Source organism: Acidithiobacillus concretivorus, assembly GCF_018853445.1.
Classification (GTDB): Bacteria; Pseudomonadota; Gammaproteobacteria; order Acidithiobacillales; family Acidithiobacillaceae; genus Acidithiobacillus; species Acidithiobacillus concretivorus.
Genome location: NZ_JABELD010000160.1, coordinates 1 through 15,329, shown reverse-complemented (window position 1 = coordinate 15,329; position 15,329 = coordinate 1). Strand labels below are relative to the sequence as shown.

General features: G+C 53.9%; 18 protein-coding genes. 14 read left to right on the top strand and 4 right to left on the bottom strand.

Translation table 11 applies throughout. The features are described from left to right. Positions 1–182 precede the first annotated feature (182 nt). The 4 genes from HJG40_RS14255 (at position 183) to HJG40_RS14240 (ending at position 3,182) form a co-directional block, all read left to right on the top strand. On the top strand, positions 183–1,136 hold the full coding sequence (locus HJG40_RS14255) for a quinone oxidoreductase family protein (RefSeq protein WP_215864813.1): 954 nt from the start codon (positions 183–185) through the stop codon (positions 1,134–1,136). Positions 1,137–1,227: 91 nt separating this feature from the next. After that, positions 1,228–2,136 (top strand): pirin family protein, encoded by a 909-nt coding sequence (locus HJG40_RS14250; RefSeq protein ID WP_215864812.1) that lies wholly within the window; start codon positions 1,228–1,230, stop codon positions 2,134–2,136. A 50-nt stretch (positions 2,137–2,186) separates the two neighbouring features. Then, complete coding sequence (locus tag HJG40_RS14245) at positions 2,187–2,435, top strand: hypothetical protein (protein WP_215864811.1); 249 nt, start codon at positions 2,187–2,189, stop codon at positions 2,433–2,435. A gap of 105 nt (positions 2,436–2,540) precedes the next feature. Then, complete coding sequence (locus HJG40_RS14240; RefSeq protein ID WP_215864810.1) at positions 2,541–3,182, top strand: hydrolase; 642 nt, start codon at positions 2,541–2,543, stop codon at positions 3,180–3,182. Positions 3,183–3,408: 226 nt separating this feature from the next. Here HJG40_RS14240 and HJG40_RS14235 read toward each other — a convergent pair whose 3' ends face one another. After that, entirely contained in the window at positions 3,409–4,212 is an 804-nt protein-coding gene (locus HJG40_RS14235) for a helix-turn-helix transcriptional regulator (protein ID WP_215864809.1), read from the bottom strand. Between the two features lie 119 nt (positions 4,213–4,331). Here HJG40_RS14235 and HJG40_RS14230 point away from each other — a divergent pair, with 119 nt between their 5' ends. Genes HJG40_RS14230 through HJG40_RS14210 form a run of 5 tightly spaced genes read left to right on the top strand, consistent with a single transcriptional unit; the run spans position 4,332 to position 7,654 of the window. After that, on the top strand, positions 4,332–5,093 hold the full coding sequence (locus tag HJG40_RS14230) for a class I SAM-dependent methyltransferase (protein WP_215864808.1): 762 nt from the start codon (positions 4,332–4,334) through the stop codon (positions 5,091–5,093). 44 nt (positions 5,094–5,137) lie between these two features. Continuing rightward, positions 5,138–6,550, top strand: coding sequence for a 3-isopropylmalate dehydratase large subunit (gene leuC / locus HJG40_RS14225; protein ID WP_215864807.1), 1,413 nt, complete (start codon positions 5,138–5,140; stop codon positions 6,548–6,550). After that, positions 6,531–6,698: a hypothetical protein gene (locus HJG40_RS14220; protein ID WP_215864806.1), complete on the top strand. Its 168-nt coding sequence runs from the start codon at positions 6,531–6,533 to the stop codon at positions 6,696–6,698. The genes leuC and HJG40_RS14220 overlap by 20 nt, the downstream gene beginning before the upstream one ends. Next, positions 6,698–7,327, top strand: a complete 630-nt coding sequence (leuD, locus tag HJG40_RS14215) for a 3-isopropylmalate dehydratase small subunit (protein WP_215864805.1) — start codon at positions 6,698–6,700, stop codon at positions 7,325–7,327. The genes HJG40_RS14220 and leuD overlap by 1 nt, the downstream gene beginning before the upstream one ends. A 15-nt stretch (positions 7,328–7,342) precedes the next feature. After that, a complete protein-coding gene (locus tag HJG40_RS14210; RefSeq protein ID WP_215864804.1) occupies positions 7,343–7,654 on the top strand; it encodes a hypothetical protein in 312 nt (103 codons plus the stop codon). An 8-nt stretch (positions 7,655–7,662) separates the two neighbouring features. Here HJG40_RS14210 and pdxH read toward each other — a convergent pair whose 3' ends face one another. The 3 genes from pdxH to HJG40_RS14195 are packed head-to-tail and all read right to left on the bottom strand — an operon-like array spanning position 7,663 to position 9,743. Beyond that, a complete protein-coding gene (pdxH, locus tag HJG40_RS14205; protein ID WP_215864803.1) occupies positions 7,663–8,319 on the bottom strand; it encodes a pyridoxamine 5'-phosphate oxidase in 657 nt (218 codons plus the stop codon). Between the two features lie 24 nt (positions 8,320–8,343). Then, positions 8,344–9,003 (bottom strand): ribose-5-phosphate isomerase RpiA, encoded by a 660-nt coding sequence (rpiA, locus tag HJG40_RS14200; protein ID WP_215864802.1) that lies wholly within the window; start codon positions 9,001–9,003, stop codon positions 8,344–8,346. After that, the gene (locus HJG40_RS14195; RefSeq protein ID WP_215864801.1) at positions 9,000–9,743 is read right to left on the bottom strand and encodes a type 1 glutamine amidotransferase domain-containing protein; all 744 of its coding nucleotides are present in this window, start codon (positions 9,741–9,743) and stop codon (positions 9,000–9,002) included. The genes rpiA and HJG40_RS14195 overlap by 4 nt, the downstream gene beginning before the upstream one ends. A gap of 538 nt (positions 9,744–10,281) precedes the next feature. On the opposite strand from HJG40_RS14195, the gene HJG40_RS14190 reads away from it, so the two are divergent. From HJG40_RS14190 to HJG40_RS14170, 5 genes are all read left to right on the top strand, one after another. Beyond that, on the top strand, positions 10,282–11,247 hold the full coding sequence (locus tag HJG40_RS14190) for a COX aromatic rich motif-containing protein (protein ID WP_215864800.1): 966 nt from the start codon (positions 10,282–10,284) through the stop codon (positions 11,245–11,247). 15 nt (positions 11,248–11,262) lie between these two features. Then, on the top strand, positions 11,263–13,374 hold the full coding sequence (locus tag HJG40_RS14185) for a cbb3-type cytochrome c oxidase subunit I (RefSeq protein ID WP_215864799.1): 2,112 nt from the start codon (positions 11,263–11,265) through the stop codon (positions 13,372–13,374). Positions 13,375–13,459: 85 nt separating this feature from the next. After that, positions 13,460–14,095 carry a cytochrome c oxidase subunit 3 gene (locus HJG40_RS14180; RefSeq protein ID WP_010636936.1) on the top strand — a complete coding sequence of 212 codons (636 nt, stop codon included), beginning with the start codon at positions 13,460–13,462 and terminating at the stop codon, positions 14,093–14,095. Then, a complete protein-coding gene (locus HJG40_RS14175; RefSeq protein ID WP_215864798.1) occupies positions 14,092–14,532 on the top strand; it encodes a cytochrome o ubiquinol oxidase subunit IV in 441 nt (146 codons plus the stop codon). The genes HJG40_RS14180 and HJG40_RS14175 overlap by 4 nt, the downstream gene beginning before the upstream one ends. Positions 14,533–14,543: 11 nt before the next feature. Then, positions 14,544–15,329, top strand: a 786-nt coding sequence (locus HJG40_RS14170; RefSeq protein ID WP_215864797.1) for a cytochrome C oxidase assembly protein, incomplete at its 3' end; no start/stop codon positions are given.

The window sequence follows — 15,329 nt, the reverse complement described above, 5'->3', positions numbered from 1 at the left end:
GAGAAAACCATGAGCGTTCCCGCCAATTTCGGTAATGCAAGACCCGCCATCAGGAATTGGAGCGGAATATGGGTATACGCGTTTAGTTTAAGACCAAAGCGAAAACTGGCAAGTAAGCGCTTGCCGGTTATCCCGCGAGTGCCGCGCGCTTCCACTGATTATTTATTCTGACGGAGTCAACCATGAGCAAGATGAAAGTTCTGTCTTTCCAACAGTATGGCCCGCCTTCCACGCTTGAGTTTCTGGAGCGGGAGATTCCCGAGCCCGGTCCGGGCGAAGTACTGATTAAGGTGGCGGCCACCGCGATCAATCCCAGCGATGTAAAGAATGTCTCCGGACACTTCAAGGCGCCCACGCCACGCGTGCCAGGTCGTGACTATGCCGGCACGATCATTGTCGGTGACGGACGGCAAGGCGAGGAGGTCTGGGGCAGCGGCCCCGGCTTTGGAGTGGCCCGCGACGGGGCGCATGCCGAGTATTTCGTCATACCGTCGGCATGGGTCAGCTGCAAGCCGCCACTCCTCAGCATGGAGCAGGCGGCGGCGGTCGGCGTACCGTATCTGGCCGCATGGTCGGCGCTGGTTACCGCTGGGGAAATTCAGGCGGGCGAAACCGTGCTCGTCACCGGCGTTTCCGGTGCGGTGGGACGTGCGGCAACGCAGATTGCGCACTGGAAGAAAGCGCGGGTCATCGGGGCGTCGAGATCCCTGGATAATCCATCCGGCGCCGATGCCATCATCGACACCAGCCGGCAGGATCTCGTTGAGGAAGTGCGTGCACTGACCGAGGGCAAGGGTGCGAATCTGGTGCTGGACGTTATCGGCGGTGCGCTGTTTGAGCCCTGCTTGAACGCGTTGCGACGTGGTGGCCGGCAAATCGCCATCGCTAGCAATCCGCAAGTAGTCAGCTTCAACCTTGTCGAATATTACCACGGACTCAAGCATCTGATCGGCGTAGACACCATGGGCCTCAGTGGCCCGGAGATCGTCAGCCTGATGGATCAGATGCGTGCAGGTTTCGAGAAAGGGGTGCTGCAACCGCCGGCCATCCAGACGTGGAGCTTCGATCAGGCGGTCGAGGCCTATGAGACGGTCGCTAACGGCTCCCCGAAGAAACATGTCTTGACACTGCCGTAAGATCATCGCCGACTACCAGTCCGGGAAAATGGGCGAGAACACCCACCGCTCCGGAATAAACTCATTCGCACACCAGAAGGAGACAGCTGCTATGAACAACCTGATTAGCGAACGCCTAGCCGGCGTTTCCCACGACCTCGGCGACGGCTTTAACGTGCACCGCGTGCTACCGCCAAAGTCGCGACGCGCGGTAGGGCCGTTCGTGTTCATGGACCACTTGGGTCCGGTCGAGCTGCCAGCCGAGCGCGCCATGGACGTCCGCCCGCACCCCCATATCGGCCTCGCGACCGTGACCTACCTGTGGGAGGGGCGCATCGAGCATAAGGACGGTCTGGGCAACACTCAGATCATCGAGTCGGGCGACGTCAACTGGATGACCGCCGGGCGCGGCATCGTGCATTCCGAACGCACCGCTGCCGCAGACCGCAACCGGTCGCAAGACCTGCATGGCCTGCAACTGTGGGTGGCGCTGCCGCGTGAACATGAAACCTGCGACCCCATGTTCGAGCACACCGATGCCGCCGACTTGCCCCGTTTTGATCTGGGCTCTGCGGATGTGCGGGTGGTGGCTGGCACCGCCTACGGCAAACGCTCGCCGGTCACCACGCAGGGCGAGCTGTTCTATGTCGATGTGCATCTGCCGGCGGGCAGTGAACTGCCGCTGCCGGAAGAGTATCCACAACGCGCGGCCTATCTGATCGACGGCGAGGCCGAAGCCGGCGGCGAAGCCTTGCGCCCGCGCGAACTGACGTTGTTCACGCCTGGCGGTAGCCCACGCATCCGGGCTATCCGCGATGCCCATCTGGTACTGCTGGGCGGTGCGCCACTGGATGCGCCACGCTACCTGTGGTGGAACTATGTGGCCAGCTCCGAGGCATTGCTTGAAGCGGCTCGCGAAGCTTGGCGAAACCAGCGCTACCCCATGGTCGAAGGCGACCCTGAATTCATCCTGTTGCCGAACAATCGTGATCGGGTAACTCTGTTGCTACAGTCCGAGTGAACCGGCGCCAGGACATAGGTTCCACCATAGTAAAAGTGTGATGCTGATATATGGAAAAAATTACGCTGTTTAACGGTCGATGCCTCGAGCACCTACAGCAAAATGGCGCAGGAAATCACGCTGGCTCACGTGGTCCACAGGCTGGCGTCGTGCCGATGGATACCGCCGCTGCTGCCTCGGAATTGCAACAGACCTGGAACCGCGAGGATGCGGCGGAATGGGCTGAAATCTACTACTCTAAAATCCCTCTGGCCTATCAGTTGCTGGTTGAGAGTTATGGCAAGGCCAGAAGGTCATGAAGAACATTGAAGTGCTGGATTTCCAGCGCTAAGTGGGAATGGATTCTGCAGCAGCATTACCAACGGAATCCGTCTTTGAAGCTACCCTTGAAAAGGAGAGAAACCATGGCAAGCGAACCTATCCGCGATCCGAAGAACGATCAACTGCTGACACCGCAGAACACCGCTTTCATCGTCATCGACTATCAGCCCGTGCAGGTGAATTCGATCGCTTCAATGGACCGTCAGTTGTTGGTCAACAATATTGTTGGTACGGCGAAAGCCGCAGTGGCCTATGGCTTACCGATTGTGCATTCCACAGTGAACGTCAAGACCGGCCTCAACAAGCCACCCATCGCACAGCTGCGCAAGGTGCTGGATAAATTTCCCACTGTTGACCGCACTACGATCAACGCATGGGAGGACGTTGAGTTTCGCAAGGCCGTGGAAGCCACCGGTCGCAAGAAGCTCATCATGACAGCTCTCTGGACCGAGGCCTGCCTGACCTTTCCAGCGCTGGATGCGCTCACTGCAGGCTATGAGGTCTATGTCGTAGCTGACGCTGTCGGCGGAACATCGGTAACGGCGCATGAGATGGCTCTGCGTAGGATCGAGCAGGCGGGCGGGAAAATGATCAGCGTGACGCAATTGTTTTGCGAACTCCAGCGCGACTGGCAACGCAAGGAAACCGTGTCGGCCTTCATGAACCTGTTCATCGAAACGGGAGGAACGGCCGGTCTCCAGTTTGGATACGACCAATCCGAGTAAACGATAGGCGCCTCGGACGGCCCGGGGCGCCTCATCCTAATCGTAAGGCCTTGGCCTTTCTTATCTACCAGTCGCGATTCTCAAAGTGCATGCTCAAAAGACTGTCACAGTTTACAGTCATAGAGAGCCAAGTTTCGAGAACACGACTGTCAGTCCGCCGAATGACCGCTTCCGCTGCATCCCAGTCATTCGTAACTATCCATCAAACAACAATTTTCCAATCTAATCACATATCCGCTGCTTCCTGATAGGGCAACAAAATCACCAGTTTCATATCCGTATGTGCCGCTGGCAATAAGGTGCTTTGTTCATACACCACGCGCCCATGTACTGGGTGTTGGAATACCCGGCGGCCGCCTTCTCTTTCCACTACATCCTGAGCAGGCCAGAGCTCGGCAAATGTGCGGCTCTGACTTTGCAGTTGGGTGATGATTCGGGCCATTTCGGGATCATCCAGGTGCTTGCCAACATCGGCACGAAACTCGGCGACCAGACGTCGGCAACGGCTTTGCCAATCATCGACGAAATTTCTGGCGCTGGGGTCGAGGAACAGAAATTCCAGTAAATTGGGAGGCTTTCCCTCAGGAGCCGGGCTGGCTGGTAACCAGCCCACAAAATGTGCGGCGGCGGCCATATTCCAGGCAATCACATTCCAGTAGCGATCCAGGATATAGGCGGGATACTGCAGGATTTTGAGAAGGTGGAGCAGGGTGGGCGCTACGGCAGAAGGGGGAGATTCAAGCTGGGGATCAGCCTTGCCCGCAAGATGAAACAAATGCTGCCGTTCGGCATGGGATAGCTGCAGCACCTTGCTGAGGCGGTCCAGCGTGGGCACGGAAGGCTGTATCGGCCGCCCCTGTTCAATCCAGGTGATCCAGGTGCCACTGACTCCCGAGAGCATGGCGAGTTCTTCACGGCGCAGACCGGGAGTGCGACGGCGTCCTAGTGCATTCAGGCCAGCCTGCTGCGGCGTTGTTTTTTCGCGGTGGCGACGAATAAACGCCCCCAAGGCCTGTGTGTCACCAGACATCCATCGGTTCCATGTAAAGCGCAATCATGGTAGTTAATATACCAGTATAAGTACTCATATTGTACCAGTTTGATGACCCCCGTATGATTGGATTATCTTTTTTGGAAGACAAAAAGCCTATGAATAATCAGCAAAAACTGGTAGAAAAGCAATTTGGTGTGGCAGCAACGGATTATCTCCATAGTCCGGCACATGCTCAGGGTGCAGATTTACAGCGTCTGCGCCGGGAGTTTACCGGACAGCCCACCATGCGGGTGTTGGACCTTGGCTGTGGGGCGGGGCATGCCAGCTTTACTCTGGCGGAAGTCGTCGGGGAAGTGCTCGCGGTGGATATCTCCGGCGAAATGCTGCATGTGGTAGCTGACGAGGCGCAACAGCGTGGATTGTCCAATCTCCACACCGAAAAAAGTACGGCAGAATCATTGCCCTTCGCTGATGCTTATTTTGATGGAGTGGTGACGCGTTTTTCTGCCCATCATTGGGCGGATGTCCCTGCGGCACTTCGGGAAATGCGGCGTGTACTCCATCCCCAGGGAAAATGTGTCATCATTGACGTATGTGCACCCGAAAATCCGTTACTGGATACTTTTCTGCAGACGGTCGAAATCTTGCGTGACCCTTCTCATGTGCGGGATTACCGGGTTTCAGAATGGCAGGCGATGTGTGCTGCAGCCGGGTGGCAGATGCTTGATCAGGATACCTGGAAGCTGCCTCTGGATTTTGCCAGTTGGATAACCCGAATGCGCAGCCCGGAAGAGCGCGTGACAGGGATCAAAAGCGTATGGGCCGGGGCTCCGACGGAGGTCTGTGAACACTTTGCGCTGCAGCCGAATCATGATTTTTCGCTGGATGTGTGCTGGATGACGGCATTGCCTTTGTAAACGACATTGGTTAATTTTGGATAGAGATGTTTGAGGAGAAGCTTGTGGCAGCAAAAACGCTTTATGACAAATTGTGGGAAAGCCATGTGGTGCATGCAGAACCGGATGGTGCCGTATTGCTTTATATTGACCGTCAGTTGCTGCATGAAGTTACCAGCCCCCAGGCCTTCTCGGGTTTGCGCGCGGCGGGACGCAAAGCCTGGCGGATTGATGCCAATATTGCCACGGCGGACCACAATGTCCCGACCACGGATCGGGCGGCGGGTATTGTTGATCCGACTTCCCGTTTGCAGGTCGATACCCTGGATCAGAACTGTGCGGAATTCGGCATTGAAGAATTCGGAATGCTGGATCCGCGCCAGGGAATTGTGCATGTAATTGCCCCCGAGCAGGGACTCACTCTGCCGGGCATGACCGTGGTGTGCGGCGATTCCCATACGGCGACCCATGGTGCGCTGGGTGCGCTGGCCTTTGGTATTGGTACCACGGAGGTGGAGCATGTGTTGGCGACCCAGTGCCTATGGGCACGCAAATCCAAGAGCTTGCGGGTTTGGGTAGATGGCGAACTGGGTCGGGGCGTCACCGCCAAGGATATGGTGCTGGCCATTATCGGCAAAATGGGTACGGCGGGCGGTACGGGCTACGCCATCGAATTTGCTGGACCAGCCGTGCAGGCTTTGTCGGTAGAAGGGCGCATGACCTTATGCAACATGGCCATTGAAGCCGGAGCGCGCTCGGGGATGGTTGGCGTAGATGCCATTACCATTGATTACTTGCGGGGCCGTCCTTATGCCCCGGTGGGCAGAATCTGGGATCAGGCCGTGGCGGCCTGGAGTGAATTGCATTCGGATGCAGATGCCAGTTTTGATGCAGAAATTCGTCTCCATGCAGCGGATATCGCACCTCAAGTCACCTGGGGAACGAGCCCCGAGATGGTCGCAGAAATTGGCGCCACCATTCCTGATCCTGCCCGTGAATCCGATATGGTACGCCGTAAGGGCTGGACGGACGCTCTGGTCTATATGGATTTGCAGGCCAATACGCCGCTGTCGGCCATAGCGCTCGACAAGGTTTTTATTGGTTCCTGCACCAACGCGCGCATTGAAGATCTGCGTGCTGCTGCTGCCGTAGCCAAGGGGCATCAGAAAGCCGCTTCGGTAAAAGTGGCGATGGTGGTTCCCGGCTCGGGACTGGTGAAAGCCCAGGCCGAAGCCGAAGGGCTGGATCGTATTTTCAAAGCGGCGGGTTTTGAGTGGCGTGAACCGGGTTGTTCCATGTGTCTGGCCATGAACGCCGACCGACTGGAGCCTGGTGAACGCTGTGCCAGTACCAGTAACCGAAACTTTGAAGGGCGTCAGGGAGCGGGTGGCAGAACCCATCTGGTCAGCCCGGCCATGGCAGCAGCGGCAGCGATTGCCGGACATTTTGTGGATGTACGTGACTGGTCTGCACCATAAAAAGCGCGCCCGCTCTTGGGTGTTGCGCATCGCTCTGGGTTTATGCAGCTTGGGGATGGTGGAAATTGGCATTTTTTCGAGCTTGCGCGGTTGCTCGGCAGAAGTGGCTGCCGTGGAGTATCTCGTCAAGCGACAAATGGAGAAATAATGGAAGCTTTTACCGTATTAGAGGCGATTGTCGCCCCCCTGGATCGTCCCAATGTGGACACTGACGCCATCATCCCCAAGCAGTTTCTCAAAACCATTGAGCGACAGGGTTTGGGCAAGCATCTTTTCGATGCCTGGCGCTATCTGGAACAAGACGGCAAACAGGTGGACAACCCGGAATTTATCCTCAATCAGCCGATATACGCAGATGCCCGGATTTTGCTGGCCCGGGAAAACTTTGGTTGTGGTTCCAGTCGTGAACACGCTCCCTGGGCGCTGGCGGATTATGGTTTTCGCGCCATCATTGCCCCCAGCTTTGCGGACATCTTTGCAAATAATTGCGTGCAGAACGGGATTTTGTTGATTCGACTGTCGGCAGATGAAGTGGATCATTTGTTTCATGAAGTGGCGGCCAATCCTGGCTATCGTTTGCGCATTGATCTGCCCGCCCAGGAAGTGCAAACCATGGGCGATAGTCGCTATTGTTTCCCCATGGATGCCGGACACAAACATAAATTATTGAATGGTCTGGATGATATTCAATTGACCCTGCAGCATGAAGGGGCCATTCACGCTTATGAGGCAGCCCGCCGACAATCAGCGCCCTGGTTATTTCGGGATGCTGTTTAAGGAGATTTGATCAACATGATTCAGGATGCAGCGATAGAAGATGAGGGCTTGCAGCCCATTCGTGCCGATGCCGTTATCATCGAAGGGAAAACCAAACGAGGCAAGCCCTGCAAGGTCATTGACAATACCTGTCAGGTTCCCAGGCTGGAGTTGCAGGCTCTACTGGATGACCTGATTGAACAGGAGCATTTTGGCCCTTCCGGTTTGAGTATGGCGGGAGGAAACAGCATACGTATTGGCGCGCCGCAATCTGCCCATGTGCAGCTTGGCAACGATATTTATCGCATGATTCTGGTGGATTACGAAGCCCGCATTGAAGTATTTTGAGTGACGGCTCAGGGCATGAGCCGTTCAATCAACCAAGGCTGGCTGGGGTCATCAGAACGTCGATAAACAAATCGGTCATGCAGGCGGTCACGACGGCCCTGCCAGAATTCAAAACGCTCGGGAATCAGCCGGTACCCACCCCATGCCGGGTTGCGTGGGACGTTGTCCTGAGGATAGCGCTGCTGTAATTCGGCAACACGCGCTTCCAGATCGGCGCGACTGGCGATGACCTGGCTCTGGATGGACGCTGCAGCAGAATAACGACTGCGGCTCGGGCGTTGCTGAAAATAGCTTTCGGCAGCAGCCGTATCCAGGGGTTCTACAGGGCCGCTGATCCGTACCTGACGATCATTTTCCGGCCAGTAAAATACCAAGGCTGCGTTGGGGTTTACGGCCAGTTCCTGACCCTTCTGGCTGCGCTGGTCGCTATACCAGCAGAGCCCCTGTTCATCAAAATGCTTGAGCAGTACATAGCGCGCATCGGGGTGTCCAGAAGCATCAGCAGTAGCCAGCACCATGGCGGTCGCATCAAAATTGCCTGCGTCCTTTGCGGCGGCCAGCCATGTTGCCAATTGCTGAAAGGGATTGCTGTCCAGTTCGTGTCGATGCAACTCCCCGTGGGTAAAATCCCGCCGGGTACTGCGATGGTCTATTTCACCTTCCATATGCATTTCTCTTTTGAGCAGAGCTCAGGCCTTTTTCTCAATGACACCGTTTTCGCTACCGAAAAGCATCACGTCGGCGCGCCGATGGGCAAAAATGCCGTTGTCCAGTACGCCTGGAATCAGATTGATGGCGGCTTCCATTTTCACCGGATCAGAAAGATCCAGACCGGTGACATCAATGATGACATTGCCATTATCGGTAGTCACGCCATTGCGCAGGGTAGGGGTTCCACCCAGTTTGACCAGTTGTCGGGCGACAAAACTGCGGGCAAAGGGGATCACTTCCACGGGTAGGGGAAACTTGCCGAGCATGGGTTTGTCTTTACTGGCGTCGGCAATGCAGACGAACAGTCTGGCGGCGCTGGCCACAATTTTTTCCCGGGTCAGTGCCGCGCCGCCGCCTTTAATCAGACGGAAATGCGGGTCCGCCTCATCGGCACCGTCTACATAAACGGGAATATCACCGGTGCTGTTGAGGTCCAGCACATTTAAGCCCTGGGCTTTCAGACGATTTTCGGTGGCAATGCTGGAGGCGACATAGCCATCTACATGAATTTTTGCAGCACCCAGAGCGTCAATGAAAAAGTTGGTGGTTGAGCCTGTACCTACGCCGACCACCATGCCGGGCTGGATGTAGGAGAGAGCGGCTTCGGCCGCCATTTTTTTGAGAGCATCTGCATTCATTGCCTGTTTTCCTTGTTAGTCTGAAAAAATAATCGTTGTATAAAAGCTTGCGTCAGTGCCACCGCCGAGGCTGGATTCTGACCACTCAGAATTTGCGCATCATCGACCACATGGCTTTGCCATGATTTCCCGACACTAACGAGGAATCCGGCATTTCTCAAGTGCTCCTCCAGAGTATAAGGCCAGCGGCCAGCCAGTGCAGTAGCGGCTTCTTCAGCGGCACTGAAGCAGGTGACCAGATTGCCGGAAAAGGGCGGGGCGCTGTGATCGTGGGCAGTCGCCAATAAGGCAGCGCTCCCATGGCATAAGGTCGCCAGTACCTTGCGATGATCACGACAATGCTGGAGAAGGCGCGCGACATCGGCAGACTTTGCCAAATCCATTAAAGGACCATTTCCGCCCGGAATAAATAATCCCTGCATAAGATCCAGCTGCTCGGCGTGCAGGCTTTGCACGGAAACAGGATGCTCCAGTTCGGGTATTCGCGAGAGTTGCTCTGCCAGTTTATCCGCTTTTTGTTGGTCATTATTGAGATTGGCCATATCCAGGCTGTCGGGATCCACTATCGGGATGTTGCCTTCCGGGGTGCCAATAGACAAAGTCCAGCCAGAGTTTTTCAGTAAATTCCACGGGACGACCAATTCTTCTGCCCAGAAGCCGGTGGGTATCCTGGTGCCATCCCGGAGTTGCAAAACCCGGGCGCTGCTGAGCAGGAAAAGAATATAGGGCTGTTTGTTCACGGAAAAAGTGTAACACAAAAGCCTGCCACAACAATAAAAATATATGTAAGGTTAATCTTGTATTTTTATAATATACGATCGTAAATCTGGCTATTTTAAATATTAATAAAAATACAATAATATATTATTTTTTTGAATTTACTTGTTGATGCATTCTAAATCTATTCAACACAAGCGAAAAATTTATAAGCGGATAAACACAACATTAAACATTAAAGTAATGTTTTTTAAATTTTAAATTATGTAATAACAAAATGATTATTATTGTTTTTTTGTAATATAACAAAATAAGATTATTATTATATTCGCAATAAAAAATTAAATATATTCATAGCACTAATGAGACTTTTATTAACCCAAAAATATTTGTGGGGATGTTCTATTGATTTGCAGACTTCTCTGCACTACTTTTACACCCGAGATTCGAATTAGCATAAAAAGTATAAGTTTGTATTGTTTTCATCAAAAGCTGATTGGATAGTAACCGCTATCTTGTTTTATTGCGGATCATCTGTTGTCCGCCAGGGAGAAATACATAATGGATATTAAGTGGAGGAACTGGCTGAAAAAGGGATGGCGCGCTGCGGCGTTGGCTCCCGTTTTACTGCTGGGTGGATGCGCACATAACCCTTACTGGATATTTGATCCCAAGGGTATCATGGCCAAAACCAACCTGTTTTACATGATCGTGGATGTGGTGATCATGGGTGCGATTGTCGGGCTGACCGCCTTGCTGGTGGTCTGGTTCATGTGGCGTTACAAGAAAGGCAAGAACCGGGGCAAGTATGATCCGCACTGGTCTCATTCCAACACCATTGAAGTGTTTGTCTGGGGTATTCCCATTATTGCGGTCGGATTTCTGTCCTACTTCGCCGTCAAAGGGACTTTCGAAATCAATCCTTATAATCCTACGGTCATCACCCACCACATGAAGCCCAATGGGGACCCGGTGGAAGTGGATGTCATTGCTACGGACTGGCAGTGGTTGTTTGTCTATCCGCAATATCACATGGCCGTAGCCAATGAGTTGGTCTTGCCGGTGCACACCCCGGTTTTCTTCCGCCTGACCTCCAGTGCCGTGACCACAACCTTTTTCATTCCCCAGCTGGTCGGCATGATTGACGTAATGCCCGGTATGCGTACCAAAAATGCGTTGTTAAGTAATCATGCAGGCGAATATCAGGGTATTGCCTCCGATTTTGCCGGTGCGGGTACATCTTGGATGACCTTTAAAACCAAAATGGTCGACAAGGCAGACTTTTCGCAATGGGTGCAAAAAGTGCAGCAGGCGCCTGGCAGTTTGACCTACGCCAGCTTTAACCGTTTTGCCCAGCCTTACATTAATGTCAATCACCACGTGGTTTACTTCTCTTCAGTCGAACAGGGACTTTTTGATCATGTCATGACTGAAGTGATGCGCGGAAAAACCTGGCCACTTCCGCCGATGATGACGGAAAACATGGTCGACTACATGAAAAAGCAAGCCGCTGAACATCGCGATTAATCGGAGGATCATCACATGCTCGTAGATTTACCTGGGGGCTGGAGCCCTCTTCTGGGGCGTCTCGCCTGGTCGCAGATTCCCTACGCCAATCCGATTCTGGCACCGCTGTTTGTGGCGGTGGTCATCGGAGCCATTATCGTCCTTGGTCTGATTACCTATTACGGTAAATGGACTTATCTCTGGAAAGAATGGTTGACTACGGTTGATCATAAGAAACTCGGTGTCATGTATATCATCATCGGTCTGGTGATGCTGTTTCGAGGTTTCATCGATGGTTTGATGATTCGTACCCAGCAGGTCTGGGCAGTGGGTCCGCATTCTTCCGGAGTGTTCGGATCCCTGCATGGTTATCTGACCCCCTTTCACTTTGGTCAGGTTTATAGTGCCCACGGTCTGATCATGATTTTGCTGGCAGCAACTCCCTTGCTGGTGGGTTTCATGAATATCATCGTGCCCATTCAAGTTGGTGCGCGGGATATGGCCTATCCATACCTGAATGCTTTGGGTTTATGGATTACCGCTGCGGCTGCGGCGTTAATCATGATTTCCCTGTTTGTGGGGGATTTTGCCCACAACGGCTGGTTTGAATACGCGCCGATTTTTGAAATGCAGTACAGCCCGGGTGTGGGCGTGGATTACTGGATCTGGACCCTGCAGTTGGTGGCTTTGGGTACGACCTTGGGTGGTATTAACATTCTCGCCACCATCATCAAAATGCGGGCGCCCGGTATGTCCTGGGGCAAGCTGCCGATTTTTGTGTGGGCTTCCTTGTCGGCCAACGTCATTGCCCTGACTTCTTTTCCGGCATTGCAGGTGGCGCTGGGTCTGGTTGCCGCAGATCGGTATCTGGGTGCGCATTTCTTCACGGCGGGTATGGGCGGTAATTTGATGCTCTATACCAACCTGTTCTGGATCTGGGGACACCCGGAAGTGTATTTCGTGATTTTGCCGGCTTTCGGCATGATGTCGGAAATTTTTCCGACGTTCTCTGAAAAACCCTTGTTTGGTTATATCACCATGGTGCTGGCCAGTATGGCGATTGCCGGGGTGTCCTGGCTGGTCTGGTTGCATCACTTCTTTACCATGGGCGCAGGCCCCTATGTCAATACGGCTTTCAGTGTGGCCACCATGCTGGTAGGTATTCCTACCGGGGTGAAGGTGTTCAACTGGGCATTTACCATGTACCGGGGTCGTCTGACCTTCAATGCCGCCATGCTCTGGGCCATTGGTGCGCTGTTTTTGCTGCTGATCGGTGGTATGACCGGTATGATGTTGGCCATTCCTGCCATTAATTACATGGTCCATAACAGCGTGTTTGTGGTCGCTCACTTCCACTCCATGTTGCTGGTTATTGTGTACGCCATTTTTGGCTCTGTCTTGTACTGGTTCCCGAAAGTATTCGGCTTCAAGCTCGATGAATTCTGGGCGAAAACCATGTTCTGGTTGTTCTCCGCAGGCACGGCACTGGTATTTGTGCCCATGTACATGCTCGGCTTCATGGGCATGACCCGGCGTCTGGAATATGTGTTCAATACCGGATGGCAGTCTTACCTGGACGTCATGGAGTTTGGCATTGTCGTTTATACCCTGTCGGTATTGGCGTTTTTCATCCTGCTTTATGTCAGCGTGCGTGATCATGCCAAAAATCGTGTGGGCGCGGACGCCTGGGGAACCTCACGTTCTCTGGAATGGATGACCCATTCTCCCGTGCCGTTTTATAACTTTGCGGTTCTGCCTCACGTCAATGAACGGGACGAATTGGCATGGCGCCGGCAGAATGGTATCGACAATGTCCGTCCTGATCATTACGACGACATTCACATGCCCAATAACACGGGTGTGGCCATCATCCTCGGCGGTCTGACTTTTGTGCTCGGTTTTGCGCTGACCTGGCGTATCTGGTGGCTTTGTATTGTGTCTTTGCTGGCCATCATCGTGTTGATGATTATCCGCTCGTTTAAAGGCGATCCCGGCTATATCGTCACCGGTGCCGAATTGCAGAGGATGGAAGAAGAGGCCTATCGCCGTGAGGCGCAAATTGCTGGCAGTCATCACAGTCATCCCGTCAGTGGTGGGGTAGTTGGTAATGCCATGGCCTATCAGCGCGACGATTCGTCGAAGCGGTAATAAATTCGACAGAATGGCTTCAGTGCGCAGGCGGCATCCAGCACATTGGACGTCTGCGCTACTCACGAATTGAGGAGTTTTAATTATGAGTTCACATGCCAGTACGGTTGATCCCAAAAAAGCGGAACTGTGGGATACCCATCATCATTCGCATGATGTGATTTCCACCCGCACCCTGGGATATTTTTTGTACCTGCTCAGCGACGGAATGTTGTTTGCGACATTATTTGCCGCTTACGGGGTGCTGAGTTATCAACATAGTTATTTCGGTGGGCCGACCCCTGCTGAATTCGTCAAACCCTGGTACACCTTTGCCCAGACCATCGCCCTGTTTTTGAGTGTGCTGGCTTATGGTTTTGGCATGAATGCCCTGAAGCACAAAAACAAGAGCGGTTTGATCAACGGCATGCTGGCCGCTTTTGTGTTGGGCGTGGTCTTCCTGGTTCTGGATATTCATGACATGAGTCATCTCTATTCCATGGGGATTACTCTTGCCAGCAGTGGCGGCATGTCGGCATTTATGGTGCTGACTCAGGTGCATGCGACGCATATTTTCTTCGGCTTGATCTGGATTCTGGTGATGATAGCCCAGGTGATGACCAAGGGCTTTACCGAGGAAACGGTGGGTCGTCTGCTCACCTTGCGGATGTTCTGGCATTTGCAGGCGGTGATCTGGGTTTTTGTTTATATCTTTGTCTACTTGTGGGGATACATATCATGAGTCACGGTGCCGCAGATCCGACCATGCATCCGGAAGTGCAACTGTCCACTTCCAAAGGCTACTTTCTGGGTTTTGCCATTTCGGCTTTCCTGATGTTGGTGGCGACTTTTCTGGTGACTTCTCATTCGGTTCCACCTTTCGGTTTGTTGATGGTGATTTCGGTGTGTGCGGGGATTGCCGTAATTGCCCAGATTTATTTCCTGCTACATATCGACATTTCCGAACACAACATCTGGAATACCGTGGCCCTGGTCCTGTTCATTCCGTTGTTCCTGATTACCATCGGACTGACCTGGTGGATGTTCTCACAGCTGTATCTGCGGACCATGGATATGTCAGTCATGTCATCGGCCATGCAACCTGCCGTGCACGCATCCGCCACTCCCGGAATGGCAGCTATGCCGGGAATGAACGTCCATACGGATTCTGGTAACTAAGGAGCACGAGAATGTCTACGTCCCTGGGAGCGAAGTCTTCAATAGTGTCGGATTCAGCACTTCCCCACGCCATAGAAGGGGAGATGACGCCGGTAGTGCGTTGGATTGGCCGGATCATCACGGCTGGTTTGCTGCTGGCGGTGGCGGCAGGTCTGTGGCAGGGCTTCAGCAGTCACGGATTGCTGAATGGTCTGGTCAACGGCCTCAAGGCCAGTGAAGTTGGCTTTGCCATTGTCCTGATTCTGCTTGGCAGCATTGTCGAAGGCTTCGGTTATGGCCTGTCTCTGGGGACCAAGTGGCCCTACACCCGCAATATTGTGGTGCTGATGGTCCGGGGTGACCCGGAAGCCGCCCATCGGGTCGTCGCCACCCTGGTCGGACTGGTCGCCCTGGCACTGGTCATTCTCGCCCCCACGGTCACCACCATCAGTGGTCTGATTCTGATTGTCGTGACCGCCCTGTTTGGTATGGGCACCCTCTACGTGCTCGCCGGTCGGGCCCCGGCTTTTGTGCACGGCACCCATGGCCTGCTGGCCTATGGTGTGTTCCTGATTTACCTCACCGGGCTGGCCTATCCCGGTCTCAATTTCTGGACCTATCTCGGGGCCATGGGCGCGCTCCATGCCCTGCTGCTCGCTGTCTTTCTGGGGGGCATGACCACCGGACAACGTGGCTTCGGCACCGCGATCGGCGCCTTTGTACAACCCAAAAAAGCCTCGCAGTGGACCATTGCCGCCCACATCACGGCAGGCCTGCTTCTGGTCGCCACCCTGGGCTACATGATGCCCGCCTACCCG

Coding starts and splice junctions, on each gene's coding strand:
- HJG40_RS14190 (WP_215864800.1), top strand. CDS start 10,282: ATGGATATTAAGTGGAGGAACTGGCTGAAAAAGGGATGGCGCGCTGCG.
- HJG40_RS14230 (WP_215864808.1), top strand. CDS start 4,332: ATGAATAATCAGCAAAAACTGGTAGAAAAGCAATTTGGTGTGGCAGCA.
- HJG40_RS14235 (WP_215864809.1), bottom strand. CDS start 4,212: ATGTCTGGTGACACACAGGCCTTGGGGGCGTTTATTCGTCGCCACCGC.
- HJG40_RS14180 (WP_010636936.1), top strand. CDS start 13,460: ATGAGTTCACATGCCAGTACGGTTGATCCCAAAAAAGCGGAACTGTGG.
- HJG40_RS14255 (WP_215864813.1), top strand. CDS start 183: ATGAGCAAGATGAAAGTTCTGTCTTTCCAACAGTATGGCCCGCCTTCC.
- HJG40_RS14210 (WP_215864804.1), top strand. CDS start 7,343: ATGATTCAGGATGCAGCGATAGAAGATGAGGGCTTGCAGCCCATTCGT.
- leuD (WP_215864805.1), top strand. CDS start 6,698: ATGGAAGCTTTTACCGTATTAGAGGCGATTGTCGCCCCCCTGGATCGT.
- HJG40_RS14240 (WP_215864810.1), top strand. CDS start 2,541: ATGGCAAGCGAACCTATCCGCGATCCGAAGAACGATCAACTGCTGACA.
- pdxH (WP_215864803.1), bottom strand. CDS start 8,319: ATGGAAGGTGAAATAGACCATCGCAGTACCCGGCGGGATTTTACCCAC.
- rpiA (WP_215864802.1), bottom strand. CDS start 9,003: ATGAATGCAGATGCTCTCAAAAAAATGGCGGCCGAAGCCGCTCTCTCC.
- HJG40_RS14185 (WP_215864799.1), top strand. CDS start 11,263: ATGCTCGTAGATTTACCTGGGGGCTGGAGCCCTCTTCTGGGGCGTCTC.
- HJG40_RS14175 (WP_215864798.1), top strand. CDS start 14,092: ATGAGTCACGGTGCCGCAGATCCGACCATGCATCCGGAAGTGCAACTG.
- HJG40_RS14245 (WP_215864811.1), top strand. CDS start 2,187: ATGGAAAAAATTACGCTGTTTAACGGTCGATGCCTCGAGCACCTACAG.
- HJG40_RS14250 (WP_215864812.1), top strand. CDS start 1,228: ATGAACAACCTGATTAGCGAACGCCTAGCCGGCGTTTCCCACGACCTC.